The organism is Streptomyces sannanensis (assembly GCF_039536205.1).
Classification (GTDB): Bacteria; Actinomycetota; Actinomycetes; order Streptomycetales; family Streptomycetaceae; genus Streptomyces; species Streptomyces sannanensis.
The window spans coordinates 5627293-5652943 of the sequence record NZ_BAAAYL010000001.1 but is presented as its reverse complement, the minus strand read 5'-3'; the positions used below and the strand labels follow the sequence as shown (position 1 = coordinate 5652943).

Sequence of the window (25651 nt, the reverse complement as noted above, 5' to 3'; positions counted from 1 at the left end):
CGGACTCCCGGACCGCCCTTCGGGCGGTGTCCTCAATCGCCGGACGGGCTGGATTTCCGACGCGCTACGCGTAGCGCTCGCGCAGCTCCACCTTTCTCACCTTGCCGCTCACCGTCATCGGGAAGCCCTCCAGGATCTCCAGGCGGCGCGGGATCTTGTAGTGCGCGAGCTCGTCGCGGCAGTACCCCGCGATGTCGTCCAGCGTCGGCGGGTCCGCCGGGTCGCGGGGGATCACGCAGGCCAGGATCTCCTCGCCGTAGCGCTCGTCCGGAACACCGACCACCTGGACGTCGGCGACCTTCGGGTGGCTGTAGAGGAACTCCTCGATCTCCCGCGGATAGACGTTCTCGCCGCCCCTGATGATCATGTCCTTGATACGGCCGACGATCTGCGCGTAGCCGTCCTCGCGGATCACCGCCAGGTCGCCGGTGTGCATCCACCGGCCCGCGTCGATGACCTCCGCGGTCTTGGCCGGCTCGTCCCAGTAGCCGAGCATCACGCCGTAGCCGCGGGTGCACAGCTCTCCGGCCTCGCCGCGCGGCAGCGTCACTCCGGTCACCGGGTCGACGACCTTGACCTCGATGTGCGGCAGGGCGCGGCCGACCGTGCCGGTGCGGCGCTCCAGGTCATCGTCACGGCGGGTCTGGGTGGAGACCGGGGAGGTCTCGGTCATGCCGTAACAGATGGACACCTCGGCCATGTTCATCTCGGCGACCACCCGCTTCATCACCTCCACCGGGCAGGGAGAGCCGGCCATGATGCCGGTGCGGAGGGAACTGAGTTCGTACGTGGCGAAGTCGGGAAGGTTCAGCTCCGCGATGAACATGGTCGGAACGCCGTAGAGGGAGGTGCAGCGTTCCTCCGCGACCGCACGCAGGGTGGCGGCCGGATCGAACGACGGCGCCGGGATGACGATGCACGCGCCGTGCGAGATGGCGCCCAGATTGCCCATGACCATGCCGAAGCAGTGGTAGAACGGCACCGGCAGGCAGACCCGGTCCTGCTCGGTGTAGCCGATCATCTCCCCCACGAAGTAACCGTTGTTCAGGATGTTGTGGTGGGAGAGGGTGGCGCCCTTCGGGAATCCGGTGGTGCCCGAGGTGTACTGGATGTTCACCGGGTCGTCGCAGGACAGCTCGGCCTCACGGGCGGCGAGTTCGGCGTCGCCGACACCCCCGGCCGCGGCCAGCAGCTCGTCCCAGCTGGGGTCGCCGATGTAGTGCACGGCGCGCAGTGCGGGGCAGCGGCCCCGCACCTGGCCGACCAGGGCGCGGTAGTCGCTGGTCTTGTGCACGAGCGAGGCGATCAGCAGCGAGATCCCGGCCTGGTCGAGGACATAGGCGAGTTCGTGCGCCCGGTACGCCGGGTTGATGTTCACCATGATCGCGCCGATGCGCGCGGTGGCGTACTGCACGAGCACCCACTCCGGGCAGTTGATCGCCCAGATGCCGACCCGGTCGCCCTTGGCGACCCCGCTGCCGAGCAGCGCCTTCGCCAGCTCGTCGACGGCCGCGCCGAACTCGGCGTACGTCCAGCGGCGCCCGGAGGGGACGTCGACCAGCGCCTCGCGCTCGGGGAAGGCGTCGACCGCCCTGCCGAGGTTGCGTCCGATGGTGTCGCCGAGCAGTGGCGTCCCGCCGGTTCCGTGGACGTAGGACAGCTGTCTCATCGCAGGTCCCCTTCGTCGTACTCGGCCGCCGAGCCGGCGGCGGTGGCCTCGCGCAGCTCGATCCGGCGGATCTTGCCGGACACGGTCTTGGGCAGGTCGGCGAACTCCAGCTTGCGGATGCGCTTGTACGGCGCGAGGACCGCCCGCGAGTGCTCGAACAGCACCTTCGCGGTCTCCGCGGTCGGCTCCCAGCCCTCGGCGAGCACGACATACGCCTTCGGCACGGCGAGCCGCACCGGGTCCGGCGACGGCACGACCGCGGCCTCCGCCACCGCCTCGTGCTCCAGCAGGGCGCTCTCCAGTTCGAACGGCGAGATCTTGTAGTCGGAGGCCTTGAACACGTCGTCGGCGCGGCCGATGTAGGTGATGTAACCGTCCTCGTCACGCGAGCCGATGTCGCCGGTGCGGTAGTAGCCGTCCGCCATGGCCTCGGCGGTGCGCTCCGGATCCCCGTGGTAGCCGGTCATCAGGCCGACGGGGGCCGCGGACAGGTCGAGGGAGATCTCGCCCTCCGCCGCGCCCGGCTTGCCGGTCACCGGGTCGAGCAGCTCCACGACGTAGCCGGGGCTCGGCCGGCCCATGGAGCCGGGCTTGAGCTGCTGGCCGGGTGTGTTGGCGACCTGCACGGCGGTCTCGGTCTGCCCGAAACCGTCCCGGATGGTGACGCCCCACGCCCGGCGCACGCTGTCGATGACCTCGGGGTTGAGCGGCTCCCCCGCTGCCACCACCTCGCGCGGAGGCCGGCCGAGCTGGGTGAGGTCCGCCTGGATCAGCATCCGCCACACGGTGGGCGGCGCGCAGAAGCTGGTGACGCCCGCGCGGTCCATCTCGGCCATGAGCCGGCCCGCGTCGAAGCGCGTGTAGTTGTGGATGAAGACGGTCGCCTCGGCGTTCCACGGCGCGAAGAGGTTCGACCAGGCGTGCTTGGCCCAGCCGGGCGAGGAGATGTTGAGGTGGACGTCCCCCGGCTTGAGGCCGATCCAGTACATGGTCGCCAAGTGGCCCAGGGGGTAAGAGACATGGGTGTGCTCGACGAGCTTGGGGCGGGCGGTGGTGCCGGAGGTGAAGTACAGCATCAGAGTGTCGTCGGCGTTCGTCACGCCGTCCGGCTCGAAGGCCGCCTCGGCGGTGTACGCGTCCTCGTAGCGGAGCCAGCCCTCGGCGCCGGAGGATCCCACCGCGATCCGGGTGTACTCCCCCGGCACCTCGGCGAACTTCGCCGTGTCCCCCACCCGCACGATCACATGCCGGGCCCTGCCGCGCTCGATCCGGTCCCGCAGATCGGCCGGGCCGAGCAGCGGCGTCGCCGGGATGACGACGGCGCGCAGCTTCATCGCGGCCAGCGCGATCTCCCACAGCTCCACCTGGTTGCCGAGCATGACGACGATCCGGTCCCCGGCCCGTACGCCCTGTGCGCGCAGCCAGTTGGCGGTGCGGCCGGACCGTGCGGACATCTCCGCGAAGGTGAACCGGGCGTGCGTCCCGTCCTCCTCGGCGATGTGCAGGGCGACGCGGTCATTGCCCTCGGCGATCCGGTCGAACCAGTCAAGTGCCCAGTTGAAGTGCTCGAACCTCGGCCAGGCGAATCCCTCGTACGCGCCTGCGTAGTCCTCCCGGTGCTCGAGCAGGAAATCCCGGGCGTTCCGGAACTTCTCCGTCGCGTCGCGTTCCGTCATGTCTGTTCCTCCTTGCCGTGCGGCTCCCGGACATCGTGTAATCAGTGACCTGGGTCTCACTACCCCCATACGGGGGTGAAAGAGGAAGCGGCATGCCGGAGCAGTGCGAGGCAGTGGAAATGCGGACGGCGGTGGAGCGGCTGCGTCGCGCCACCGGGCTGGCCGTCGCCTTCGGCGCGCTGCTGAGCGATCCGCGGCAGCTACGCATCATCGAACTGAGCGGGGCGACGACGGGCGCGCTGAACGGGCTCACCATCTCGGCGGGCACCGGACTGGGCGGGAAAGCGCTCGCCCTGTCCCGGCCGTGCGCGGTCACGGACTATCACTCCTCGCGCCACATCAGCCATGAGTACGACGGCCCCGTCGCCGCGGAAGGGCTGTACTCGGTCCTCGCCGTCCCGGTCGTGGTACGACGCCGGGTGCGCGGCGTGCTGTACGGGGCGCTGCGCACACCCCTGCCGCTCGGCGACCGGACGCTCGACGCGGCGGTCGGCGCTGCCCGCGACGTGGAGCAGGCCCTCGCCGTGCGGGAAGAGGCACAGTGGCTGCCCGGCGCGTGGGAGGAGGTGCGGGCCGCGCACGGCGAGCTCCGCGCGCTGGCGTCGGACATCGAGGACCCCGTGCTGCGCGAGAAGCTGCTGACGGCCTGCGGCCGCCTCGCCGGGGCCGGCGGCCCGCCCCGGCCCCGGGTGGCACTGGCTCCGCGTGAGGTGGACGTACTGGCCTGCGTGGCGGCCGGGGCCACGAACGCGGCGGCGGCCGACCGGCTGGGCCTGCGCCCCGAGACGGTGAAGGGCTATCTGCGGTCCGCGATGCGCAAGCTGGGCGCGCACACCCGGCTGGAGGCGGTGGTCGCCGCCCGCCGGTCGGGCCTGCTGCCGTAGGGCACCGCCCCGGGGGACGCGCCCTGTCCGGAAACGCCCACCCGGCCCGTCCGGCGATTGAGGACGGACTCCCCCAGCTACCACTGGGAGGTACCCCCACGCCAGCTACCACTGGGAGGTACCCCCACGCTGCGGACAGGTACAGTCCGCAATCCCGGGCCGGGACCCCGCGCCCGTGGCATTTGGTACGTATATCCTTCTCTCCATGCAGCCAGGGAGGTGAGACCCATGATGTCCGAGCGTCGAGTCCGCCCGATGCTGTCGCCCAAGAAGCACTCCTGGCGCCGGCAGCCCTCTCCCCCGTCGCAGCCCCCCGTCTCCCCGCGCCGGCCCTCCACCGAGCCTGCCGTCTCCGCCCCCGCCCTCACCCCCGCGGGCAACGGCAGCGTCGTCCAGGCCGCCCTCTACCGGGACGGCCTGCGGGTTTCCACCCCCGCTTCCCTCGCCGAAACCTTCCGCCGGCTGCGCGAGCAGCCGGACGGTATGGCGTGGATCGGTCTCCACCGCCCGTCCGAAGCCGAGCTCCACTCGCTCGCGGAGGAGTTCGACCTCCACCCGCTCGCCGTGGAGGACGCGCTGGAGGCCCACCAGCGCCCCAAGCTGGAGCGCTACGGCGACACCCTCTTCGTCGTACTCCGCGCCGCCCGCTACCTGGACGCTCCGGAGGAGGTCGACTTCGGCGAGCTCCATGTCTTCGTCGGCAAGGACTTCCTCATCACCGTCCGCCACGGCGCGGCCCCCGACCTCTCCGCGGTCCGCCGCCGCATGGAGGAGACTCCGGAGCTCCTCGCCCTGGGCCCCGAGGCCGTCCTGTACGCCATCCTCGACGCGGTCGTCGACGGCTACGCGCCGGTCGTCGCCGGCGTGCAGAACGACATCGACGAGATCGAGACCGAGGTCTTCCGCGGCGACCCCGAAGTCTCCCGCCGTATCTACGAACTCTCCCGCGAAATGGTCGAGTTCCAGCGCGCCACCCGCCCCCTGGTCGGCATGCTGCACGGCCTGATGGCCGGCTTCGCCAAGTACGACACGGACGAGGAGCTCCAGCGCTACCTCCGCGACGTCGCCGACCACGTCACCCACACCAGCGAGCGCGTGGACGGCTTCCGCCAGGCGCTGACGGAGATCCTCACGGTCAACGCGACGCTGGTCACCCAGCAGCAGAACGCGGAGATGCGGGCGCTGGCCGAGGCGGGCTTCGAGCAGAACGAGGAGATCAAGAAGATCTCCGCCTGGGCCGCCATTCTCTTTGCACCGACACTGGTGGGAACCATCTACGGCATGAACTTCCGCGAGATGCCGGAGCTGAGCTGGGGGTTCGGGTACCCGTTCGCGATCGGGCTGATGGGCGTGGTGTGCATCAGCCTGTACGTCATCTTCAAGAAGCGGGACTGGCTGTAGGCGGCGAACGAGAACCACTGATCAACTTCGCCATAGCGAACGTCACTGAGGAATTCGGGACCCTGGGGAGAATCTGGGGAGAACGCGCGGCGCCGGGGAGCAGGCCACTACTCCCCCTTGTCTACTGATCTGCCCCCATCGGGGGCTCGACTCCGGTCGAGGGGCTGTCGCCGGCCGTCACCGACGGTGCCGGGCAAAGTCCAGCCGGAGCCTTCCCTGGTGCGCCCACCTCTCCACCTGACGCCGCGCGTCCACCCGGACGCCCGAAGGCGCCCTCCGCCCGCACGGCGTGGTACGCAGCGGGGGCCAAGGACGCCTTTTCGCAGGGTCGTTGGGAGCGCGGCGTCAGCCGAGCTGCCCGGTCGGCCGCATGGTGATGTGGTTGATGTCCACGCCCGCGGGCTGGTTGACGGCGAAGACGATCGTGTCCGCGATCTGCTCGGCGGTCATCGCCGGCGCCGCCTCGGGGGTGCCGCCGCGCTTGTCCCAGAACGGGGTGTCCACCACCCCGGGGGCGACGACGGTCACGCCGACACCGTCCTTGCCGACCAGCAGCCGGGTGTTCTCGGCCAGCGCGTGCGCGGCCCACTTGGTGACCGAGTACAGGTTGCCGGGCGTGTTGCGCACCCCGGCGACCGAACCGATGATCACGATCCGGCCCTTGGACTCCCTGAGGTGCGGCAGGGTCTCCCGCACCAGCAGGGCCGGGCCCAGGACGTTGGTGAGGACCATGGCGCGCATGTCCTCGGGGGCGTGGCTCTCCAGGTTGCCGGGCAGCGAGAAACCGGCGTTGGCGATGACGTTGTCCAGCCGGCCCCACGCGTCCACCACGTGGCGCACGGCGGAGCCGACGTCGTGCTCGTCGCTGGTGTCGCCGGTGATCGTCAGCAGCCGGTCGCCCGCTCCGGCCGAAGCGACGAAGGCGGCCAGCTTGTCCGCGTCACGTCCCGTGACGGCCACGCAGTGGCCCTGTTTGAGCAGGGCGCGGGCGGTGGCGGCGCCGATTCCGGTCGAGCCACCGGTGATCAGCGTGACGGGTTCCATGCGACGGCCTCCTCAGTGATGTGGTCATCGGGGGTCCGTCAGGGTCCCGGACGTCGTTGAAACGCGAGGTGGCGCGTGAGCTCGACCGACTCCGGGCCGCCGCCGGTTCCCCGGAACGCCTGCACTATACCCAGAGTCCCGCCGAGCCGGTACGCCATCGCTGACCGGCCACCATGCCGTACGAAGTGGCCGAACCGGCGCTGCCCGCCGCCGTGTTGGGCCCTGCGCGGCGCGCAGGGCCCGGGCCGCGCTCACGCTGGTTTCGGTGGCGCTCGCAATGGCGTTGGCCGGCTTTCCGAACGCCGTTGGCCGGCGGAGGGCTCTGCCCTCCGCCGGCCAACGGGGGAAGCCGTACTCGGATTGCTAAGGAGCCACCGCAATGTCGAAAAGGTGGATGCGGGCATTGGCGGGCAGAACGACCAGCTCGATCTGCTTGGTCGGGTCCAGGGTGATCGAGTGGGCGAAGAGCCGGTAGGCGATGCCTGCATTGCCGTAGCCATCGGGCCGGTTGCGGCCGTCAGTCGACTTCACCAGCGTCGCGCCATGGGCTGTGGCGTCCTGGAACGACCAGTTGGGGAAGCCTATCGACCCGGAGGTGCTCGATCCGTCGGTGTAGATCACCGTCGCGGTGCCCGTTGCGCCGGAGCCGACACCGGAGCCGAGGAAGACCAACTTGCCGCCCTTGCCGCTGAGCTTCACAGCCTGTCCTGTGCTCGACACGTTGTTCTTGGTGCCGGGGGCCGCCGTGGGCCAGGTCAGCTCGGCGCCCAGGGCGGTGACGGACGCCCCGGGCGTCAGACCCACCGCGGCGAGCTTCTGCGCGGAGAAGCTGTTTCCCTCGCCGTCGAAGTTGCCGGGCTTGGTGTTGTTCTCGTCGGTGATGCCGACGTTGTTGTACGCATCGGAGAGGCGGGCCAGCACAGGGCCCGACCGCTCGACCCGGGTGCCCTGGGCGGTGCCCCTGCCGTCGCCTCCCTCATATGTGGCGGTGGCCGTGAACGTGCGCATGGTGAAGCCCGATCGCTGCTCCGGCACTTGGATCCGGAACTCGGCGGTGGCGCCGGCCCCCGGGCTGTACGTGCCGTCGACGTTGCGCACCGCAGGCTGAACGGCCCAGCCGACGGGTCCCTTCAAGGCGACGCTCAGTCGGCGCAGGTTCTTGGGGCCTGCATTGGTGACGGTGACTTTCACCTCTGAGATGGCCGGGCCGTCGAGGTCGACGGGGGCGATGGTCACCTGGGTGCGTGCCTCTGGGACGGCCGGATCCTGGGGTGCAGCGCTCGCGGGCGCGGAGCTGAACGCCATCGCGGCCACCGCCAGAGCCGCGAAGGCTCTTCGTACTCCGGTCACACGTGGGGACATGATGCGGGCTCCTTCTCACGGTCGGGGCAGTACTCGGGTGAAGGTGCGGGTGAAGGTGAAGGTGAGGCAGGACGAGGCGCCTCGTCCCGGAATCACACGGGCGGCATCTCGGTCATGCGCGAGTCGAGGCCGAGTCGCAGATTCACCCACGCGCCCCGGGTGAAGTCCGGGAACGCTACCGGCTTGCCCCCCTTCTCCAGGGACATGACGCTCAGCGGCACGGGCGCGCACCAGGCCGCCGAGTCGTACACGTCGATGTCGGGCACAAGGCCGGCCCGCATCTGCTGTACTGTCCGCCACTGCAGCACGTAGTCCATGCCGCCGTGGCCACCGTTGTTCGCGGCGTCGTCACCGATCTTCTTCCAGAGCCAGTGGTCGAACTCCTTGCGGTAGGGCGCGAAGTCCCGCCAGGAGTCGTCGCCGTGGTCGGGTTCGAAGTAGACCCGGCCGCCTGTGGAGGAAGTGCCGGCGTAGTCCTCGAAGAGGCCGCGGCTGCCGGCGAGGCTGTTGATGCGGCTGTACGGGCGGGGCGAGCTCACCTCGTGCTCGGCCCGGATCGTCCGGCCGTTGGCGGTTTCGATCATGCACGTGATCAGGTCGCCGTTGATATAGGTCTCCTTCCACGAGGGGTGTCCCTCGGGGACGAAGCGCTCGCGGTAGTCGGCCAGGCCCTTCGCGGCTGTCGCGGTGGCCCGCAGCGTGGTCATCCGGTCGCCGCGGTTGATGTCCATCGCCGCGGCGACCGGGGCGAGACCGTGCATCGGGTAGAAGGAGGCGATGCTGCGGGTGTGCCACAGGCGGCGCCAGGAGTCCGTGTAGTACGTGTCGGAGAACAGCAGGGCGCGCAGGTCGTGGAGGTAGCCTCCATGACCGTTGGTCACATCGCCGAACACCCCTTCGTGCGCCATCTTGAGCATGGCGAGTTCGCTGCGGCCGTACGAGCAGTTCTCGGCAAGCATCAGATGACGCCGGGTCTGCTCGCAGGTGTCGACCAGGTCCCAGAGCTCGTCCAGTCGGGTGGCGATGGGGAGTTCGACGATGACGTGCTTGCCGGCCAGCAGGGCCGCTCTGCCCTGCGCGTAGTGGAACTCCCAGGGTGTTGCGATGTAGACGAGGTCGATGTCGTCCCGCTTGAGCATCTCGGCGTAGGAGTCGGCGGAACCGCCGAATTCGGCGGGGCGCGGCTTGCCTGCCTTGACCAGGTCGTCCGCGACACGCTTCGCCCGGTCCGCCCGGATGTCACAGACCGCGGTCACTGTGCAGCCGGGCACGGCGGACCAGCCCTTGGTCATCCCGTTGCCGCGATTACCGAGGCCGATGATGGCGACCCGGACCGTCCGGTGTGGCTCGTACGGCACGTTGATCATGGAGGTCTGGCCGGGGCGGCGGCGCGGTTCCAGGGCTGCGGCTGCTTCGGTACGGCCGGGCACTGCGAGCGCCGGGGCAGACGCGGTGGCTCCCACTCCCAAGGCGATCGCGCCTGTGGCGACTGCTCCTCCGAGAACCGAACGCCTTGAGACTTCGGGAACTTCAGGCATGGCTGGGCTCCAGACACGAGTGATGGGCGTCACTGGCGCGACGACTGTGGCGCGCCGCCATTCAGGTGTCAATAGATGATTGAAACTTGGCTGGTACGCGCACAAAACTGCATAGGGCCTGGGGTTTGGTGCGCATGAGCACACCAGGCCGGCCCCGGGTACCCGTCGGCGCCGACGTCGACCCGCACACCGCCGCATGGTGGCTCATCTCGCTCCTGGCGGGCCGCTCCTTCCGCACGGCCGTCGCCCCCGACGGGGCCACCATGGAGGCAGAACTGACGGAGCCGGCCCTGCGGTCGCTGCTGCCGGAGAGACACTGATCCGCGTACGGTAAGCCACCGTACGCGCACGCAGTGTGGACAGTGCGCGCATCGACCCGTCACTCTGGGTGAGTTGAACGCGGGGAGCCGTACAGCACGTGGAGGTGGCCGCGCATGAACGACCTGTCAGGCTGCGGCTGGGAGCGGGAACCGGAGACCTCGGACAGCCTGCGCACCTTCGGTGCCGTCGTCCAGGCCCTTCGCGAGCACGCCGGGGTCAGCCGGACGGATTTCGGCTCGATGGTGCGGTACTCCAAACACACCGTGGCATCGGTCGAGTTGGGCCGCCGGATGCCGGACGAGGACTTCGTGGAGCGGGCGGAGGCCGCACTGGGAAACACGGGAGCCCTCCGGCGGGCGGCCAAGCACCTGTCGCGTCAGTCGGGACTGGCAGCGTGGTTCCGGCAATGGGCGCGGCTGGAGAAGGTGGCGATGAGCCTGTGCACGTACGAGTGCAGGCTGGTGCCGGGCTTGCTGCAGACGGAAGGTTACGTGCGCGCGTTGGGCGACAACGACGTGCCACCGCTGAGTGACGAGGCGTTGGAGACCATGGTCACCACCCGCAGGGAACGACAGCAGCTACTGCACGACAGGCCGAACACCGCGTTCGACTTCATCGTCGAGGAGGCCGTGTTCATGCGCCGCCTCGGCGGAGTGGATGTCACGCGGGAGCTGTTCGACCACATCCTGCGACTCAGCGCCCTGCGGAACGTCACGCTTCAGATCATGCCGGCCGACAGCGAACACCACGCCTGTCTGGCAGGCCCCCTGCAACTACTGCAGACACCCGACGGCCGATGGCTCGCATACTCCGAAGGCCAGGAGAACGGCCGCTTGATCGCCGACCCGAAAGAGGTCGGCAGGATCCAGATGCGCTATGCGAGACTGCGCTCACAGGCCCTCTCCCCGAAGGATTCCACGGGCCTGCTGAAGCGGATGCGAGGAGCGCTTTGAGCATGATCACGAACGAACTCGCCTGGTTCAAGAGCAGCCACAGCAGCGCCCAGAACGACAGCTGCATCGAAGTGGCCGTCGCGGAAGAAGCCGTCCACGTAAGGGATTCCAAGGATCTGACGCAGCCACCCTTCGCCGTCGGACGAGACGGATGGGCGCGGTTCGTTCGGCACGTGGCCCGGGGTTGAGCGCCATGAGGACCACCGGACTCGCCTGACTCGCCTGGTTCAAGTCCAGCTACAGCAGCGCCCAGGGCGACAGCTGTATCGAAGTGGCCGTCGCGGAAGAGGCCGTCCGCGTAAGGGACACCAAGGATCTGACGCAGCCGCCGTTCGTACGGGTGGACACGGCACGACTGGCGGCAGCGGCCCACGGCACGGCGGCTCGGTAACGCGGTCGGCGTCACACGGCCCAGCCTCCCGGCGGCGGTCTACATATTGGATCCAATATTGATTATTCCCTTCTCCCTGCGTAGGTTCCCCTTGGGCCACGAGGGAGGAGAGCCGTGCGACAAGGTGAGCGGATTCCGGAAGGCGCCCTGTCGGGCGTCGTCGTCGCCGACTTCGGCCGGGTGCTGGCCGGGCCGTACATGACGATGCTTCTCGCCGACCTCGGCGCCGATGTCATCAAGATCGAGCGGCCCGGGTCCGGGGACGACACCCGTGCCTGGGGCCCGCCGTTCGCCGACGGCGAGGCCACCTACTTCTTGGGCGTCAACCGCAACAAGCGCTCCATCGCCCTCGACCTGACCGACGAACAGGACCTGGAAACCGCCCGCGCGATCGTCGCGCGCGCCGATGTCCTGGTGGAGAACTTCCGGCCCGGGACCATGGACCGGCTCGGGCTCGGCTACGAGGAACTCCGTGCGCTCAACCCGGGACTGATCTACTGCTCGGTGACCGGCTTCGGCGCCGCCGAGGGTGCTCATCTGCCCGGCTACGACCTGCTCGTACAGGCGATGGGCGGGCTGATGAGCGTGACCGGCGAGCCGGACGGGCAGGGGACCAAGGCGGGTGTGGCGCTGGTCGACGTGATCACCGGCCTGCACGCGGGCCTCGGTGTCCTCGCCGCCCTGCGGCACCGGGAGCGTACCGGCGAGGGCCAGCGGGTCGAGGTCTCCCTGCTCACCTCGCTGTTGTCCGCGCTCACCAACCAGGCGTCGGCGTACGTGGGCGCCGGGGTGGTGCCGCAGGCGATGGGCAACCGGCACCCGAGCATCGCTCCGTACGAGGTGTTCGAGGCCAAGGACCGTCCGCTGGTGCTCGCCGTGGGCAACGACCGTCAGTTCCGGATCCTGTGCGACCGGCTCGGCCGCGCCGACCTGGCCGACGACCCGCGCTTCGCCACCAACACGGCGCGCGTCGCCCACCGCGAGGAGCTGCTCGGCGAGTTGGCGGAGCCGTTGGCCCGGCGGACCGCGGACGAATGGTTCGACGAGCTCACCACCGCAGGGGTGCCCTGCGGCCCGATCAACGACCTGGCCGCGGCCTTCGGCCTCGCCGAGCGGCTCGGTCTGGAGGCCCGGGTACGGATCGACGACCCCTGCCGCGACGCCCCGGCCGACCAGGTCGCCAACCCCATCGGGCTCGGCGCCACCCCACCGGTCTACCGCACCGCGCCGCCGCGGCTGGGTGAGCACACCGAAGACCTGCGCGCCGAGCTCGGCCTCCCGAAGCGATGAGCGGCGCAGTGCAGGGTCGGCGTCCGCCCACCGCCCAGCAGTTCGTCCTCGGTGAGCTGCGGCGCGCCATCACCAGCGGAGAGCTCCGGCCCGGCGCGCCGATCCGGCAGGACGCCCTGGCCGCACGGCTCGACGTCAGCCGGGTACCGCTGCGCGAGGCGCTGAAGATACTCGAGGGCGAAGGCCTGGTCGTGCACCGGGCGCACCGCGGCTACTTCGTCACCGAGCTGTCCCTGGCCGACCTGGAAGAGGTCTACCGCATCCGGGAGCTCCTGGAGACGGAAGCCGTCCGTAAGGCGGCCGCCCGCATGGGACCCGAGCTGCTCGCCGGGCTCGAGGAGGCCCAGCGCGAGGTCGAGCGCACCGGTGGGACGGGGGACGTCATGGCCATGGCCGCAGCGAACCGCCGGTTCCACTTCGCGCTCCTCGAGGCCTCGGGGATGCCCCGGCTGGTCCGGCTGATCGGCACGCTCTGGGACTCGACCGATGCCTACCGGTCGCTCTACTACGCCGAGCAGCCCAACCGCGAACGCGTCGTCCACGAACACCGTGCGGTGATCGACGCGCTGCGCGCCGGCGACGTCGAGGGGGCCGTACGGTGGCTCGACCGGCACCGCGCACACGCGGTCGGCGCGCTCCGGGCAGTCCTCACTGCTGAATGAACAGCGGCTGCAATCCCGACAGCAGATCGGGGGTGCTCCATCCCTTCGCACGGAGTGCGGCGGCTGCCGTCGGGTGTGTCCGCCTTCCCGACGGCAGCCGCCCGGTGTCGCTCGTTCAGGAGCCAGGCGAGCCGGGCACGGCGATTCAGGCGTGCTCCGTGCTCACGACGCACCTCCGCGAGCGCCCAGAACGGGTAGTACGGTCTTCAGGAAGTTGACGAAGTCGAGCACTGACGCCACCGCCACGCCGGCGATCCGTGCCCCTCGTTCTCCTCAACCGAGGAGTCTCGCCTTGGCCTGCTGGAACTCCTCCTCCGTCAGGTCGCCCCTGGCCTTGAGCTCGGACAGCTTGGTCAGCTCGTCGCCTGCGCTGCCTGTGCCCGTGCCTGCGGTTTCCCGGATGTAGGCGTCCATGGCCGCCTGCTGCTCCTGCAGCGACTTGACCTCGCGCTTGCTCATTCCCTTGCCGCGGGCGATCACGTACACCAGCACGCCGAGGAACGGCAGGATCACCACGAGAATGAGCCACCCGGCCTTGCCCCATCCGCTCAGCTGGTGGTCACGGAAGATGTCGATGATGATCCGGAACAGGATCATGAACCACAGGACCCAGAGAAAGACCCACATGATGGTCCAGAACGTGCCGAGTATCGGATAGTCGTACGACAGGAACATGTGGCTCTCCATCGCGCTCCTCCTGACAGTCCGGTCGGACGTCGAGCGTCCGATCACTTTCAGCGTCCGCGGCTTTCCCTTCCGCTGCCTCACCCGGCAGGGGTGAGTCCCGGGGGCCGCGGGACCTCAGCGGCCGAGCAGCCTGGCCTTCTGGGCCTCGAACTCCTCGGGAGTCAGTACTCCCTGGGCGCGCAGGGCACCGAGCCGTTCCAACTGGCTCAGCAGGTCTTCTCCCGGCGTGGCGGGCGGTGCCTGCTGCGCCTGCGCCTGCTGAGCTTGGGCCTGGGCCGCATCCTGCTGCGCGAACCTCTCCTCCTGCCGTCGCTGGACACGGCCGGACACCGCGGTCGCGGTACCGGCCACGACGGCGGTCCGCGCTGCGCCGCGAATCAGTCCGGGGCCCCGGCGCGCCATGGGTCTTCCGAGCATGATCCACCTCCTTCTCGCTGGGTACGGCAGTCCACGCGAAGCCGGCCGGTCAGGGGGTCAGCGCCTCGAACGCGGCCCGAGCGACCTCATGGGGGACCCGCTCATGGACCAGAAGCCGGCCGTCCGCGCGGCGGGCGGCCTCGGTGAGGCGCTTGGCCCAGAGGTTCTCCCAGACGAGCAGGACGGCGGACGATCCAGGGGAAAGGCCGGCCGCGACGAGCTCGATGTCGGCCGCGTTGAGCAGGTCGTGCACCTCGCCCTCGATCGCCTCGAACGGTGCCGCTTCCTCGGGCGCCAGCGCGTTCAGCTCCATATGGGCGACCGAGCCGTCCTCGTTCCGCCTGACGAAGGTGAGATCCAGAACGCGGATGACGCCCTTGCGTGCCAGATCCGCGAGTTCCGGCATGACCTCTCCGTGGAAATGGCTGCCGGGAAATTCGACGACGGCATACTCCACAGGTCCGAGCTCCATGCTGACTCCTCGTAGACGCCGCTGATCACTTCGGGTGATCGCCCACCCATTCAGTCGAGCATCACGCACACCGGCTCGCCACCGGCCGCTTCCGTGCCGATGCCCGGTGTACGACACGGGAGCCCGACGGTGCGCGGGCCGTGCCGCCTCTCCGTGACGGCGGTGGGCGGAGCCGGGCATTGGGCCGAACGGGTCAATCCGCGGACCGCGGCCGTCTACCGCGCCGCGGGCTTCCCAGCAACACGGCGAAGGGCCGGGAGGTGGCGACGACCTGACCGAGGGTGAGGGCGACCACCACGACGACGTACACCGCGATGAGCCACGACAGCATGGTGAAGACGGCGCCCAAGGGGCCGAACTCGGCCAGGCTGCGGTCCAGGGTCCTCGGCATCACCAGGCGGGAGACATAGCCGCAGAGGACCACGCCGGTCCCGGTGAGCAGCGCGCCCGGCACCAGCGGCGCCCATCCGATCCTGCCCACCAGCAGCAGGTGCTGCGTCCACCACCACATGAGCACGGCCGAAAGGAAGGAGAGTACGAGCCCGAGGCCGGACCCGGCGCCGAGCCCGTCCCGCAGCGGGGCCTGCACCAGCAGCACCGCCAGCCAGACCAGCAGCCAGAGCAGCCACCGCCAGAGCCCGGGCCGGACCCCCGCCCTGGGCAGGTTCCAGCACCGCTCACAGATCCGCTGGAGCGCCCGGCTGTAGGCAGTCGCCGAGACCAACGTCACCAGGGCGCCGACCGCGCCGTACGACTGCTGCGCAGTCCCCTGGGCGGTGAAGGCCTTCCTGACCTCGTCCAGGGACTTGCCGCTGATGCCCGTCACGTCGCTCAGCGAGTCCGCCAGCAGGTTCTGCATGCTCCCGGGAGCGAACGCCGCGACCACGATGAGGAACGGAAGTGCTGCCAGGAAGGCCTGGGCGGCCAGGCGCATGGCGGCCTCCACCGTGTTCACCGCCGTCATACGGGCCAGGAACCGGGCGGTGAACGGCATCACCCTGGGAAACCTCGTCGTGAGCCGGGACCACTGCGCCCTTCCCCGGTCGGCCGGCCGGCGCCACCAGCCTCCGCGAGGCTCGTCGTCGGCGCTCACGGCCCACCTCCCGTTCGGTGCGCCCGCCGGGCGGCAGACGGCGGCCGCTCAGTCACACGTTCTGGGCGGCTTGTTCCTCCGACCGCGTCACGCGTCCCGACGCCGCCAGGAGGGCGATGACGGCGAGCGCGGCGAGGAGGACGAGCACGAGCAGCAGCACGGTCCCCACCGTGGGGTGGTTCCACAGGGCGAAGACCAGGGCCAGCACCAGCAGTACGCCGAGCGAGAGCCCGCGCCGGTGATCCGCCGTCCAGGTGCCCACGGGCCCGGTGCGCACCCCGTGGTCGTATCCCCAGCGCGCCGCGACGACGGCGCCGTGTTCGGTCGTGCCTCGCACGGCGCGCGGAAACTGACCGGGCCCGATCAGGTACGCACCGAGAGCGACGATGACGCCGAGCACGATCACCGTACGGAGGGTCACGCGCAGGAAGCGCAGCAGAGCGTCGAAGACCGCGGCCGCGGCGGCCTTGGACTGCACCTCGGGGGGCAGGTGGTCGAGGTAGTAACGACGGGCGACGACCAGGGCGACGGCGACGATCAGACAGGCGCCGGCGGCACCCAGGGCTGTACGCGCCAGGGCGCGTCTGCGCCGGTGGGCCAGCAGCACCCCGGCCGCGCCGAGCAGTACGGTCACCAAGGGCAGCCAGTTGCCGACCACGCCGAGCCAGTACGCGGCGTCCCGCACCTCGGCGAGTTTGTCCGACGTGAACAGCACGAACGTCTTGTGCACCTCGGGGATGCTCGCCGCCGGCGTCAGCCCGGCGTCGACGAGTTCCTTCTTGACCCGGTCGACGGCCGTACCGAGGTTCAGGACCACGGTGCCCTGTTCGACGCCGATCGCTCCCCGTCCCTGACCGGTGAGCGCGTGGACGACGGCTGTATGGGCGATCCGGTTGACCTCGGTCCAGACCGTTGCGAACTCGTCGCTCTGGACGAAGCCGCGAGCCACGTTCTCGGTCAGGCTGTTGATCGCCGCGTCCAACTGGGGTGTCAGGTTCTGGACCAGGTCCGCGACACGCGGAGGCAGACCCTGCGACTTCAGCCAGTTCGCCAGGTCGGTCGTCACCTCCAGTCCGTTGACCCGGACATCCACCGCTTGGGCGATGCGCGCGACCGCGGCGTCCTGGATCGCCGGATTCTTCGCCAGAGGCGCGACGGTGGCGACGTACCGGTTCGTGTCCAGGACGAAGTTGTGCATCCAGACGGCCAGTACGGAAATGGGAACGAGGATGCAGGTGAGGACGATCAGCACGGCCGAGGCCACACTCCGCCCGGCCCGTGCCGTCGCCGAGGGGTGTGGAGGAGCGGGTGCGGACGACGGCTCTGCGGGCTCTTCCGGCGGCGGGGGCGTCGTCGTCATCTGTACTCCCGGGGCGGGGACCGCGGCCGTCTGTCTCCCCCCATTCCGCGCCCTCTCCCCGGACGGCGCACGCCTGGACGGGCCGAACGGGCGAACCGGCCGCACGGTGCCGCGAATCCCCGGACCGGCGCCACAAGGGTGATCCGCCGGAGCTGTCTGCGCTTCCGTCGGAAGCCGTCGGCCTACGCTCCGGAGCACATCGCCGAAGCTTCTGGAGACTGCCAGTGCCCACTCTCACCTGGCCGCGTCGCGCGGCGACCGTCATCGGGGCCGCGACGGCCATGACCGCGGGGCTGCTGGTGGGGTCCGCCGGCACCGGCCGCGCCGCGCCTCTGCCGCCCCGGGCCCTCGCGGCGACGGAACCCGTCGGCGTCAGGACCGTCTCCACCGGGTGGACCGTTCCCTGGGGGCTGGGCTGGCTGCCCGATGGTTCGGCGCTCATCGGCGAACGGAACTCGCTGAAGCTCTTCCGGCTCACCCGGAGCGGCGACAAGAAGCTGGTGGGCACGGTGCCGCACGCGGTCAGCAGCAAGATCGAGGAAGGTCTGATGGGCATCGCCGTGTCGCCCACATGGCAGCGGGACCACTACATCTACCTCCTGCACACGGCCGCCGAGGGCCACCGGATCGCCCGGATGACGTACGACGGATCCAGGCTCGGCGGCTACCGGTCGCTGCTCACCGGGATCAAGAAGAACCCGACCGAGACCATCCACAACGGCGGGCGGCTGAAGTTCGGTCCCGACGGCTATCTCTACGCCGCCACCGGGGACGCCTTGCGGAGCGCTCTCGCGCAGGACAAGAACTCCCTGAACGGGAAGATCCTGCGGCTGACCGTCGACGGCCGGCCGGCGCCCGGCAATCCGTTCGGCAACTACGTCTACTCCTACGGTCACCGCAATCCGCAGGGCCTGGCGTTCGATGCGCAGGGCCGTCTGTGGTCGTCCGAGATCGGCAACTTCGACGACGAGCTCAACCTCATCCGGCCCGGCAGGAACTACGGCTGGCCCCTCTGCAAGGAGGGGGCCTGCACCACCGCCGGAATGACCAACCCCAAGGCGCAGTGGAAGAACTACGAGGCCTCACCGAGCGGCCTCACCTACGCCGCCGGCAGCCTGTACATGGCCGCCATGCACGGCAAGCGCCTGTGGCGCATCCCGGTCAGCGGCACGACCGTGGGCACCCCCGTCGCGTACTACACCAACAAGTACGGCCGGCTCCGCACCGTCGAGAAGGTCCCGGGCAGAAACGCCCTGTGGCTGTCGACGACCAACACGGACCGCAACGGCCACAAGCCCGCCGGCGAGGACAAGGTGCTCGAGGTGACACTGGGGCTGCGCGGCGCGGCGGGCAGCCGGTGGTCAGCGGGCCGGCACCGTACGGAGATGGGACCGCTCGTGCCGCGCAGCGCTCCGGCGGCGCGGCCTGTCGCCTCCCGCCACGCGGGCGGGCTCCCGTAACACCAGGGTCATCCGGGTGAAGCCCAGGGCCTCCAGGGTCGGCGAGGACTCGCTGACGACCCTGCAGAGGGTCCGGCCCCGTGCGGAGTCCGGGTGGTGCAGCGGCCGGAGAGGGGCGTCCTGGCGCACGACGTCCGCGCCGACGGAACGGACCCATCGCGGCAGCCCCTGCTGGTACGCGGCGTCCATGATCGGGTCCCGTGTGATGTCCCGGCGGAGGTCCTGCAGGCCCTGGTCGTCGCCATGGGCGTCCATCGCCGCGGCGAACTGTGCCAGCATCGGCAGGCACCAGCTCGTCTCATGGTCGGCGAGGACGGAGCCCGCGTCCGGATGGAACAGGACGAAGCGAAGGAAGTTGTGGCGCGGCATGGCCGTCGGATGGGGCCCGATGCCCTGGAAGAGCTCGTCGAAGGCCGAGTTGCCGAGCACGACGTCCCAACGGTGGTCGAACACCAGGGACGGGAAGGGAACGGCCTCCATCATCGTGGCGTAGTCCCGCAGATAGGCGCGTTCCGCTCTGCCCGCGACCACGGACCAGTCGTACCTCGTAGTGCCGCGTCCCGCGGCTCCGGGCCACTCCACCACCACGTCATTCGCCACCAGGACGGTCCCCCCGCGGTCTCACTGCCACACCACCAGTGCGGCGATCCTGATGCCGGAGGCGACGAGTGTCAACCATCGTGGCATTACCCGCCGTTGAGCACCTGATTCACGCCACAACTGTGGCAAGGCATGGTCGTGGGAGCGAAGACCGGTTACCCTCCCGGGGCAGCCGCACACGCGTGCGGAGGGATCGCGGGATCTAGGAGATCTACTGGTGACAGACGGCATCTCGGTGTCGAGCCCGGCGGCCACGGACCCTCTGCCGGCCACCGTAGCCCGCGTCGCCAGGCTCGCAGACAAGCTCGGCATCGGCCACAGCGAGGTCTTCGACGTGGGCCGTCTCTCCGAGGCGTCGGGCGTTCCCGCCGATGCGGTCAGGGCCCTGCTCGACGGGCGTCCCGCCGGCCGGCCAGATCTGCAGACACGCTTCCTCCAGCGCTTCGACCTGCTGCGCAGGACCCGCCTGAAGCCCAATGGCCGCCCGTACACCCAGCAGGAGATCGCCGACGGGGCGGGCATGTCACGCCAGCAGGCGGGTGCCCTCATCAACGGCGACCGGCGGCCCACCATGGAGCACTGCGACGCCATTCAGAGGTTCTTCACAGTGCACGCCGGGTTCCTCACCGCGGAGGAGCCCGAGGCTCTCGTGGGCGCGCTGCAACGCAAGGAGCAGGAGTTCCTCCAGATACTCGCGGACCGCGAGCAGGAGGCTCCGCTGGAGAGGATTCTCCAGGACCACGGGGTCCGGGGAATCGCCTGGCGTGCGGCCCAGTTGCCCACGGACGAGCACCGGGACAAGGTCGCCGAGTGGCTCGACATGCTGCTGGAGAATGTGAAGCGGCCCGAGAGCTGATGCGGATCACGACACCTCAGACATCACTGACGGGGAGAACGGTGGCCAGAGGCAAGGAAATGCACCGGCTGTGCGAGGAACTGATCTCGGGACTCGACCTCCCCGTCTACGCCGAGCCGGCCCGTCTGTACACCGCCCTGTGCGACGGAATGAGCAGGCGCCGCGGTCGGCCGGTGCGCTACCGCATGACCTCGTTCCCCCCGGGAACGGCCAGCGGACTGTGGCTCGACATGGCCGACCAGGACCTGATCGTGATCGAGGAGCGCACGGCTCCGGACCATCAACTCGTCATTCTCGGGCACGAGTTATGGCACATGCACGCCGGTCACTGCAGCCACCACGTCGAGGGCGCCGGAGTCGCGGCCCGGCTGCTGTCCGGCGAGGCCGACGTGGCGGCGACCGTACTGAAGGTGGCCGCCCGTACCCGCTTCGATCTGAGCGACGAGCAGCAGGCCGAGAGCTTCGGGCTGCTGCTGGCGAGCAAGTGCCGTTCCCGGCTGGCCGGTCCGCGCACCCGCGGCCCGGTCGTGCGCGACGCCGTCGCGGGCCGTATCGAGGCGTCCCTGGGATACCGGAAGCCACAAGGCTGACAGGTGAACGGTCCGGACTACTACATCCCGGCGGCCGCTGTGGGGCTCGCCCTGGCGTGCAAGCTTCCGGCGCTTCGGCGTTCCTGGCGGGACCCCCTGCTGCGCTCGGTGTGTGTCCTGCTCCTGCTCGCCGCCTCGGTCTTCTTCTTCGCCGCGCCGCCGACGATCGCCGAGGTGAACAGGCTCACCGGCATCAGCAACATCTCCGCCCCGCTCGTCTATTCGCTCCTGAGCGCCTTCAGCACGTCATGCCTGGTGCTGATGGTGAACTGGCGCGGCGGACCGCCGGAGAAGACACGGCGCGTCACACGCCGCTGGATCGCGGGCTACAGCGTGGTGATCGTGGCCACGGTGGCCCTGTTCTGCCTCGGCGAGGCCCCCGAGGAACGACTGCGGGACCTGGACACGTACTACGCCACGACCCCGTACATCCGCGAGATGATCGTGCTGTACCTCGTGGCGCACACGGTCGCGGCCGTCGCCATGACCGTGCTGTGCCTGCGCTGGTCGCGGCGCGTCCACGGCTGGCTGCGGGCGGGTCTGGTGACCATCGTGCTCGGGTACGTCTTCAATCTCGGCTATGACGTCACCAAGTTCACCGCGGTCTTCGCCCGTTGGGCCGGACACGACCTCGACTTCCTCAGCACGAACGCGGCGCCGCCGCTGGCGTCAGCCGCGGCGCTGCTCTGCGCGATCGGTTTCGTACTGCCCCTGATCGGCGGGCGGCTGTCGGACCAGTGGAGCGCCTGGACGACGTACCGGCAGCTCGGGGAGCTCTGGCGCGAACTGCGCGCCGGCGCGCCCCACGGCCCCCGGCCGGTGCGGATCTCCTGGTGGTCACCGGCGATCCTCCGGGTCACCCAGCGCGAGTCGGACATCCACGACGGCATTCTCAACCTCTACCCGTACTTCGATCGCGCGCTGCGCACACGGGCCCACGAAGAGGCCGTCGGCGCAGGGGCCGATCCGGAACAGGCCGGGGCCGTCGCGGACGCCGCGATGCTGGTGGCGGCGCTCCAGGCACGATCGGCCGACCCCGAGGGAAAGATCATCGGCGCCGCCGAGGCGTACCCCACCGGGGCGGACGAGGGACACCGTGATCTTGTCCGGATGTCCCTCGCGTTGCGCCACTCCCCCATCGTCGCAGCGGCCCGCGCCCTGCCGAGTGAGAAAGCGGCCCACCCGTGAGCGCACCTGTCGAAACCCGCCGGAACACGGCCCCGCGGCGAGCCGTCGTCATCGGCTGCGGACTGACCGGCATGCTGGCCGCCGCCGCCCTCAGCGGGTTCGCCGACGACGTGACCGTCGTCGAGCGCGACGCCCTGCCGACCGGGGCGGTGCCCCGCAAGGGCCTGCCCCAGGCACACCACGCCCACCTCCTGTGGTCCGGCGGAGCCCGAGCGATGGAATCCCTCCTGCCCGGCCTCACCGAGAGGCTGCTGGCCGCGGGCGCCCGCCGCATTCCGCTGCCCACCGGGCTGGTGTCGATGTCCGCGCAGGGCTGGTTCCGCCGTTGGCCCGAGATGCAGTTCGTGCTCGCCTGCAGCCGTGACCTGCTCGACTGGACCGTACGCGAACTGGTCATGACCGACCCGCGCATCACCGTCCGGGACCGTACGGAACCGCTGGGCCTCGAAGGCAGTTCCGGCCGGGTGTCGGGCGTCCGGGTCCGGACCCCCGACGGCGGCGAGCAACTGCTGGAGGCCGCGCTGGTCGTCGACGCCGGAGGCCGCGGTTCACGGGCACCCGTCTGGCTGAGCGGACTGGGCGTCGGACCGGTCCGTGAGGAGAAGGTCGACTCCGGTCTGGCGTACGCCACCCGCATCTTCCGCGCCCCCGACGGCACCGCCGACTACCCCGTCGTCAATGTGCAGGCCGACGCGCGCGAGCCACGCCCGGGACAGACGGCGACCATCGTCCCCATCGAGGACGCGCGCTGGCTGGTCACCCTCTCGGGCACCCGGAACGGACAACCGACCGACTCCGTGGCCGAGTTCGAGGACTTCGCCCGCGGGGTCCGCCACCCCGTCGTGGGCGAACTCATCGCCCGCGCCGAGCCCCTCACCGACGTCGTCGTCACACGGAGCACGGTCAACCGGCGGCGGTACTTCGAGAAGGTCCGGGACTGGCCCGAGGGATTCATCGCGATCGGCGACGCGGTCGCCACGTACAACCCGGTCTACGGGCACGGGATGTCGGTCGCGGCCCAGGGCGTACTCGCGCTGCGCGACGAACTGCGCGCTCACGGACTCAGGTCCGCCGGGACCGCGCGCCGTGTGCAGCGCGCGATCGCCCGCCCCGTGAGCGTCGCCTGGGACCTCGCGACCGGGCAGGACATCCTCTATCCCGGGGCGGTCGGAAAGCAGCCCGGCGCGGCGGCCCGGGCACTGCGTGGATACCTGGACCGTCTCATGCTCACCGCGACGGGCCGTCCCCTGGTCGCGAAGGCGCTGTTCGACGTCATGACCCTGTCGGCCCCGGCCACCGCGCTGCTCCGGCCGGAGGTGCTGCTGGCCGTCCTGCGCGGGCCGCTGCTCCCGCGCCTGAGCAGCCCGCCCCTCACCGAGCGGGAACGCGGCGTCCTGGGCGGCCGATGACGGCGTCCGGTGCCGGGGCGCCACCGGACGTCCCCCTTCGAGTGATAAATGGCGGCTACACCTGGTGAGTTCGGCAATGACATCGGGATCATGAAAAGGCATCGACATTTCGTCGATGTCACCTCAACCCTGATCTTTCCGAACAACCATGGAGAACCGCCATGAAACTGCGCTCCTGGTCCTGCACCGCCGTCCTCTCCCTGACCGCCCTCCTCGTACCCGCCTCAGGCGCGGCCGCCGCCCCGGCCGGCCCACCGCCCTGCAGCGGAGGATCCATCTGCTTCTGGAGCAAGGAAGGATTCTCCGGCGACACCTGGGAGTGGACCGCCAACAGCGGCTACCGCGACATGCCGCCGAACCTCCACGACCATGTGGGGTCGTTCAACGCGAACACCCCTGCCTGCTTCATCGACTACCACGGCGACGGCACCGCCGAGCGGCGCACCGTCAACCCCGGTGACTGGCGCTCCAGGTACCTGGGCGACTTCGGTGGCCGCATCGACGCGGTCGCCCCGGGTGGCTGCTGAGCCGGTCCGACCGGCCGACAGTGAGAGAAGACTCACGCGGTGCCCGACCGGGGCTTCCCGGCCGGGCACCGCGACCCCCAAGTGGCTACGGTGTCGAACCATGCCCGCCAAGACACCGCAGCCCGTAAGACTGACCGGCCACCACGTGGAACTCGTACCGCTGACGATGGAACATCTCGGCGAACTCTTCGCGGCAGGAGGCGGGGACGACGAGGTCTGGCGCTGGCAGGGCGGGCCGACCCCTCGTACGCAAGAGGAGCTCGGGGCCAAGCTCGGCGCACTACTCGAAGCCGCGGAGCGTGGCGAGTACGTCCCGTTCGCCGTGATCCATCGCGCATCCGGGCAGGCGGCCGGCTGGACCACCTTCATGGACATCGACGCGCCCAACGAGCGTCTGGAGATCGGCTGGACCTGGTACGGCCATGCGTTCCGGCGAACGGCCGTCAACACCGAGACGAAGTTGCTGCTGCTGACGCACGCCTTCGAAGAACTGGGCATGGGACGCGTCCAACTGAAGACGGACCACATGAACCACCGGTCACAGGCCGCCATCGCCCGCCTCGGTGCCCAGCGCGAAGGCGTACTGCGCCGCCACCGCCGACGCCCGGACGGCACCTGGCGGGACACGGTCTACTTCTCCCTGCTCGCCGAGGAGTGGCCTGCAGCAAAGGCACGCCTGAGCGCGCGGCTTTGACTCTCTGTCAGAATACCGCCGTGTTACGGGCGAGCAAGAACCATCCCCCGCAGGCGCAGGGAGCAGTTGCGGGTGACGCACACCCCGCGGCCGCTGTAAGGACCATCCCCGCGGGTGCGGGGACGGACACGTGAGGCCAGGCCCCTGTCAGGAGCGCAGGCCCGGCCGGGGGCCGGGCCGCGCGCGGGGAGGTCACTTCATTCACGGCCCCTTTCCGGGGCCTTGCGAGGCAGCAGCGTCATGAACGAGCACGAAATCCCCGGCCCCGTCTGGTTCGAGCCCGACCCGGAGCTGGAGGCCACCGAGGGGGGCTTCGCTTTCTCGCCGCTCTCCGTGAGCGGGCGGAATCCGGCGCGTGGTCCTGCGATCCCGACGACACTTTCGCGAGCTTCGCGGTCTTCGAGAACCGCACCGAACTCATGGTCACCCTGGAGCTCTACGATCCCGATTCCGATCCGGAAGCACACATTCTCACCGTGGGCGCGTTCTTCACCGGCTCCCGTCTCGTCGGAGGCGAATTCCGTGATCAGCTGTACACGCTGGAGCGGAACCCGGAAACGGCGATCGAGAGTTCCGGAACGCCCGATTTCCTCGCGGAGCGCGCGGCGGAGTGGTTCACCCGCATGCTCGAACTTCCCGTCCTGCGGAACGAGTTCGAGGTCGGTGGCCGGGTCGTGAACCGGCAGTGGGTGCTGGCCAGCACGGGTCGGGAACTGACCTCCCAGTTCCGCGTGCAGCCGGGTGACCCGCCGGCCCGTACGGTCCCGGTCCGGGGCGGCCGCGCGGCAGGGGCATAGCGGCGGCATCCGCTGCAGAGAGCAAGGCACCTTTCTGGTGGTCGAGAATACAGGGTGGGACCGTCGGTGCGGGGTCCGCAATGGGAGGCCCATGCCGCGGCTGCCGCCAAGTTCTGCCGTCAACGCCCCCGCAGCGAGTCGCTGCTGGGGCGTTTGGGCTGGTGGGCGCGGACGGTTTCGAACCGCCGACATCTGCTTTGTAAGTTCGCCCATCATGCCGCTGCTGGGGGCGGGCTGCTGCTCACCCCTGCCACGACAAGCCGCGTACGACCGCTGCCATCTGCCGTCGTTGATGTCAGTTTTGGATGAC

Annotated in this window: 26 protein-coding genes and 1 pseudogene; 16 read left to right on the top strand and 11 right to left on the bottom strand. The window is 70.0% G+C overall.

Features of this window, described 5'->3' with window-relative positions:
• Positions 1-64: 64 nt before the first annotated feature.
• Both ABD858_RS26385 and ABD858_RS26380 read right to left on the bottom strand, forming a co-directional pair.
• Complete coding sequence (locus tag ABD858_RS26385) at positions 65-1669, bottom strand: AMP-binding protein (RefSeq protein WP_345041979.1); 1605 nt, start codon at positions 1667-1669, stop codon at positions 65-67.
• Positions 1666-3345 (bottom strand): AMP-binding protein, encoded by a 1680-nt coding sequence (locus tag ABD858_RS26380; RefSeq protein WP_345041976.1) that lies wholly within the window; start codon positions 3343-3345, stop codon positions 1666-1668. The genes ABD858_RS26385 and ABD858_RS26380 overlap by 4 nt, the downstream gene beginning before the upstream one ends.
• 92 nt (positions 3346-3437) lie before the next feature.
• Between ABD858_RS26380 and ABD858_RS26375 the strand changes: the two genes are divergently transcribed.
• Together ABD858_RS26375 and ABD858_RS26370 are read left to right on the top strand one after the other, a co-directional pair.
• Entirely contained in the window at positions 3438-4229 is a 792-nt protein-coding gene (locus ABD858_RS26375; RefSeq protein ID WP_345041974.1) for a response regulator transcription factor, read from the top strand.
• A gap of 231 nt (positions 4230-4460) precedes the next feature.
• A complete protein-coding gene (locus ABD858_RS26370) occupies positions 4461-5630 on the top strand; it encodes a magnesium and cobalt transport protein CorA (RefSeq protein ID WP_345044894.1) in 1170 nt (389 codons plus the stop codon).
• A gap of 345 nt (positions 5631-5975) precedes the next feature.
• Here ABD858_RS26370 and ABD858_RS26365 read toward each other — a convergent pair whose 3' ends face one another.
• The 3 genes from ABD858_RS26365 to ABD858_RS26355 form a co-directional block, all read right to left on the bottom strand.
• Positions 5976-6674 carry an SDR family oxidoreductase gene (locus ABD858_RS26365; protein WP_345041971.1) on the bottom strand — a complete coding sequence of 233 codons (699 nt, stop codon included), beginning with the start codon at positions 6672-6674 and terminating at the stop codon, positions 5976-5978.
• 363 nt (positions 6675-7037) lie between these two features.
• Positions 7038-8036, bottom strand: coding sequence for an NEW3 domain-containing protein (locus ABD858_RS26360; protein WP_345041969.1), 999 nt, complete (start codon positions 8034-8036; stop codon positions 7038-7040).
• A 92-nt stretch (positions 8037-8128) separates the two neighbouring features.
• A complete protein-coding gene (locus tag ABD858_RS26355) occupies positions 8129-9574 on the bottom strand; it encodes a Gfo/Idh/MocA family protein (protein WP_345041966.1) in 1446 nt (481 codons plus the stop codon).
• Positions 9575-9708: 134 nt separating this feature from the next.
• Here ABD858_RS26355 and ABD858_RS26350 point away from each other — a divergent pair, with 134 nt between their 5' ends.
• The 6 genes and pseudogenes from ABD858_RS26350 to ABD858_RS26325 all read left to right on the top strand — a co-directional run bounded on the left by ABD858_RS26350 (position 9709) and on the right by ABD858_RS26325 (position 13191).
• Complete coding sequence (locus ABD858_RS26350) at positions 9709-9894, top strand: hypothetical protein (RefSeq protein ID WP_345041964.1); 186 nt, start codon at positions 9709-9711, stop codon at positions 9892-9894.
• 114 nt (positions 9895-10008) lie between these two features.
• A complete protein-coding gene (locus tag ABD858_RS26345) occupies positions 10009-10848 on the top strand; it encodes a helix-turn-helix domain-containing protein (RefSeq protein ID WP_345041962.1) in 840 nt (279 codons plus the stop codon).
• A 2-nt stretch (positions 10849-10850) separates the two neighbouring features.
• Complete coding sequence (locus tag ABD858_RS26340) at positions 10851-11036, top strand: DUF397 domain-containing protein (RefSeq protein ID WP_345041959.1); 186 nt, start codon at positions 10851-10853, stop codon at positions 11034-11036.
• Positions 11037-11065: 29 nt separating this feature from the next.
• Positions 11066-11239, top strand: a pseudogene (locus ABD858_RS26335) (DUF397 domain-containing protein); the annotation flags it as partial.
• Between the two features lie 114 nt (positions 11240-11353).
• Positions 11354-12529 carry a CaiB/BaiF CoA transferase family protein gene (locus ABD858_RS26330; protein ID WP_345041957.1) on the top strand — a complete coding sequence of 392 codons (1176 nt, stop codon included), beginning with the start codon at positions 11354-11356 and terminating at the stop codon, positions 12527-12529.
• Positions 12526-13191 carry a GntR family transcriptional regulator gene (locus ABD858_RS26325; RefSeq protein ID WP_345041955.1) on the top strand — a complete coding sequence of 222 codons (666 nt, stop codon included), beginning with the start codon at positions 12526-12528 and terminating at the stop codon, positions 13189-13191. Before ABD858_RS26330 ends, ABD858_RS26325 begins: the two co-directional genes overlap by 4 nt.
• Before the next feature lie 273 nt (positions 13192-13464).
• On the opposite strand, the gene ABD858_RS26320 is transcribed toward ABD858_RS26325, so the two are convergent.
• From ABD858_RS26320 to ABD858_RS26300, 5 genes are all read right to left on the bottom strand, one after another.
• Positions 13465-13878: an SHOCT domain-containing protein gene (locus ABD858_RS26320; protein WP_345041954.1), complete on the bottom strand. Its 414-nt coding sequence runs from the start codon at positions 13876-13878 to the stop codon at positions 13465-13467.
• 114 nt (positions 13879-13992) lie between these two features.
• A complete protein-coding gene (locus tag ABD858_RS26315; protein ID WP_345044891.1) occupies positions 13993-14280 on the bottom strand; it encodes an SHOCT domain-containing protein in 288 nt (95 codons plus the stop codon).
• Positions 14281-14344: 64 nt separating this feature from the next.
• Entirely contained in the window at positions 14345-14767 is a 423-nt protein-coding gene (locus ABD858_RS26310) for a DUF6325 family protein (RefSeq protein ID WP_345041951.1), read from the bottom strand.
• Positions 14768-14960: 193 nt separating this feature from the next.
• The gene (locus ABD858_RS26305; protein ID WP_345041950.1) at positions 14961-15860 is read right to left on the bottom strand and encodes a ribonuclease BN; all 900 of its coding nucleotides are present in this window, start codon (positions 15858-15860) and stop codon (positions 14961-14963) included.
• Between the two features lie 52 nt (positions 15861-15912).
• Positions 15913-17220 carry a hypothetical protein gene (locus ABD858_RS26300; protein ID WP_345041948.1) on the bottom strand — a complete coding sequence of 436 codons (1308 nt, stop codon included), beginning with the start codon at positions 17218-17220 and terminating at the stop codon, positions 15913-15915.
• Between the two features lie 281 nt (positions 17221-17501).
• On the opposite strand from ABD858_RS26300, the gene ABD858_RS26295 reads away from it, so the two are divergent.
• Positions 17502-18680, top strand: a complete 1179-nt coding sequence (locus ABD858_RS26295; RefSeq protein ID WP_425586348.1) for a PQQ-dependent sugar dehydrogenase — start codon at positions 17502-17504, stop codon at positions 18678-18680.
• Here the strand turns inward: ABD858_RS26295 and ABD858_RS26290 are convergent.
• Positions 18582-19211 carry an MmyB family transcriptional regulator gene (locus ABD858_RS26290; RefSeq protein ID WP_345044889.1) on the bottom strand — a complete coding sequence of 210 codons (630 nt, stop codon included), beginning with the start codon at positions 19209-19211 and terminating at the stop codon, positions 18582-18584. The two genes, ABD858_RS26295 and ABD858_RS26290, sit on opposite strands and share 99 nt — an antisense overlap.
• A gap of 286 nt (positions 19212-19497) precedes the next feature.
• On the opposite strand from ABD858_RS26290, the gene ABD858_RS26285 reads away from it, so the two are divergent.
• The 7 genes from ABD858_RS26285 (at position 19498) to ABD858_RS26255 (ending at position 25341) form a co-directional block, all read left to right on the top strand.
• Positions 19498-20136 (top strand): helix-turn-helix domain-containing protein, encoded by a 639-nt coding sequence (locus tag ABD858_RS26285; RefSeq protein WP_425586256.1) that lies wholly within the window; start codon positions 19498-19500, stop codon positions 20134-20136.
• A gap of 59 nt (positions 20137-20195) precedes the next feature.
• Positions 20196-20726 carry a toxin-antitoxin system, toxin component gene (locus tag ABD858_RS26280; RefSeq protein ID WP_345044884.1) on the top strand — a complete coding sequence of 177 codons (531 nt, stop codon included), beginning with the start codon at positions 20196-20198 and terminating at the stop codon, positions 20724-20726.
• 3 nt (positions 20727-20729) lie between these two features.
• A complete protein-coding gene (locus ABD858_RS26275) occupies positions 20730-21914 on the top strand; it encodes an MAB_1171c family putative transporter (RefSeq protein ID WP_345041944.1) in 1185 nt (394 codons plus the stop codon).
• Positions 21911-23323: an FAD-dependent oxidoreductase gene (locus tag ABD858_RS26270; RefSeq protein WP_425586255.1), complete on the top strand. Its 1413-nt coding sequence runs from the start codon at positions 21911-21913 to the stop codon at positions 23321-23323. Before ABD858_RS26275 ends, ABD858_RS26270 begins: the two co-directional genes overlap by 4 nt.
• Before the next feature lie 161 nt (positions 23324-23484).
• Positions 23485-23850, top strand: a complete 366-nt coding sequence (locus tag ABD858_RS26265) for a peptidase inhibitor family I36 protein (RefSeq protein ID WP_345041942.1) — start codon at positions 23485-23487, stop codon at positions 23848-23850.
• 100 nt (positions 23851-23950) lie between these two features.
• Positions 23951-24544, top strand: coding sequence for a GNAT family N-acetyltransferase (locus tag ABD858_RS26260; protein ID WP_345041940.1), 594 nt, complete (start codon positions 23951-23953; stop codon positions 24542-24544).
• Between the two features lie 419 nt (positions 24545-24963).
• Positions 24964-25341, top strand: coding sequence for a hypothetical protein (locus ABD858_RS26255; RefSeq protein WP_345041937.1), 378 nt, complete (start codon positions 24964-24966; stop codon positions 25339-25341).
• The last annotated feature ends 310 nt before the right edge of the window (positions 25342-25651 follow it).

Bases quoted from the DNA above. Each gene is read 5' to 3' on its own strand.
- ABD858_RS26385 (WP_345041979.1), bottom strand. From the start codon at position 1,669: ATGAGACAGCTGTCCTACGTCCACGGAACCGGCGGGACGCCACTGCTC.
- ABD858_RS26380 (WP_345041976.1), bottom strand. From the start codon at position 3,345: ATGACGGAACGCGACGCGACGGAGAAGTTCCGGAACGCCCGGGATTTC.
- ABD858_RS26375 (WP_345041974.1), top strand. From the start codon at position 3,438: ATGCCGGAGCAGTGCGAGGCAGTGGAAATGCGGACGGCGGTGGAGCGG.
- ABD858_RS26370 (WP_345044894.1), top strand. From the start codon at position 4,461: ATGTCCGAGCGTCGAGTCCGCCCGATGCTGTCGCCCAAGAAGCACTCC.
- ABD858_RS26365 (WP_345041971.1), bottom strand. From the start codon at position 6,674: ATGGAACCCGTCACGCTGATCACCGGTGGCTCGACCGGAATCGGCGCC.
- ABD858_RS26360 (WP_345041969.1), bottom strand. From the start codon at position 8,036: ATGTCCCCACGTGTGACCGGAGTACGAAGAGCCTTCGCGGCTCTGGCG.
- ABD858_RS26355 (WP_345041966.1), bottom strand. From the start codon at position 9,574: ATGCCTGAAGTTCCCGAAGTCTCAAGGCGTTCGGTTCTCGGAGGAGCA.
- ABD858_RS26350 (WP_345041964.1), top strand. From the start codon at position 9,709: ATGAGCACACCAGGCCGGCCCCGGGTACCCGTCGGCGCCGACGTCGAC.
- ABD858_RS26345 (WP_345041962.1), top strand. From the start codon at position 10,009: ATGAACGACCTGTCAGGCTGCGGCTGGGAGCGGGAACCGGAGACCTCG.
- ABD858_RS26340 (WP_345041959.1), top strand. From the start codon at position 10,851: ATGATCACGAACGAACTCGCCTGGTTCAAGAGCAGCCACAGCAGCGCC.
- ABD858_RS26325 (WP_345041955.1), top strand. From the start codon at position 12,526: ATGAGCGGCGCAGTGCAGGGTCGGCGTCCGCCCACCGCCCAGCAGTTC.
- ABD858_RS26320 (WP_345041954.1), bottom strand. From the start codon at position 13,878: ATGGAGAGCCACATGTTCCTGTCGTACGACTATCCGATACTCGGCACG.
- ABD858_RS26315 (WP_345044891.1), bottom strand. From the start codon at position 14,280: ATGGCGCGCCGGGGCCCCGGACTGATTCGCGGCGCAGCGCGGACCGCC.
- ABD858_RS26310 (WP_345041951.1), bottom strand. From the start codon at position 14,767: ATGGAGCTCGGACCTGTGGAGTATGCCGTCGTCGAATTTCCCGGCAGC.
- ABD858_RS26300 (WP_345041948.1), bottom strand. From the start codon at position 17,220: ATGACGACGACGCCCCCGCCGCCGGAAGAGCCCGCAGAGCCGTCGTCC.
- ABD858_RS26295 (WP_425586348.1), top strand. From the start codon at position 17,502: ATGACCGCGGGGCTGCTGGTGGGGTCCGCCGGCACCGGCCGCGCCGCG.
- ABD858_RS26280 (WP_345044884.1), top strand. From the start codon at position 20,196: ATGCACCGGCTGTGCGAGGAACTGATCTCGGGACTCGACCTCCCCGTC.
- ABD858_RS26265 (WP_345041942.1), top strand. From the start codon at position 23,485: ATGAAACTGCGCTCCTGGTCCTGCACCGCCGTCCTCTCCCTGACCGCC.
- ABD858_RS26260 (WP_345041940.1), top strand. From the start codon at position 23,951: ATGCCCGCCAAGACACCGCAGCCCGTAAGACTGACCGGCCACCACGTG.
- ABD858_RS26255 (WP_345041937.1), top strand. From the start codon at position 24,964: ATGGTCACCCTGGAGCTCTACGATCCCGATTCCGATCCGGAAGCACAC.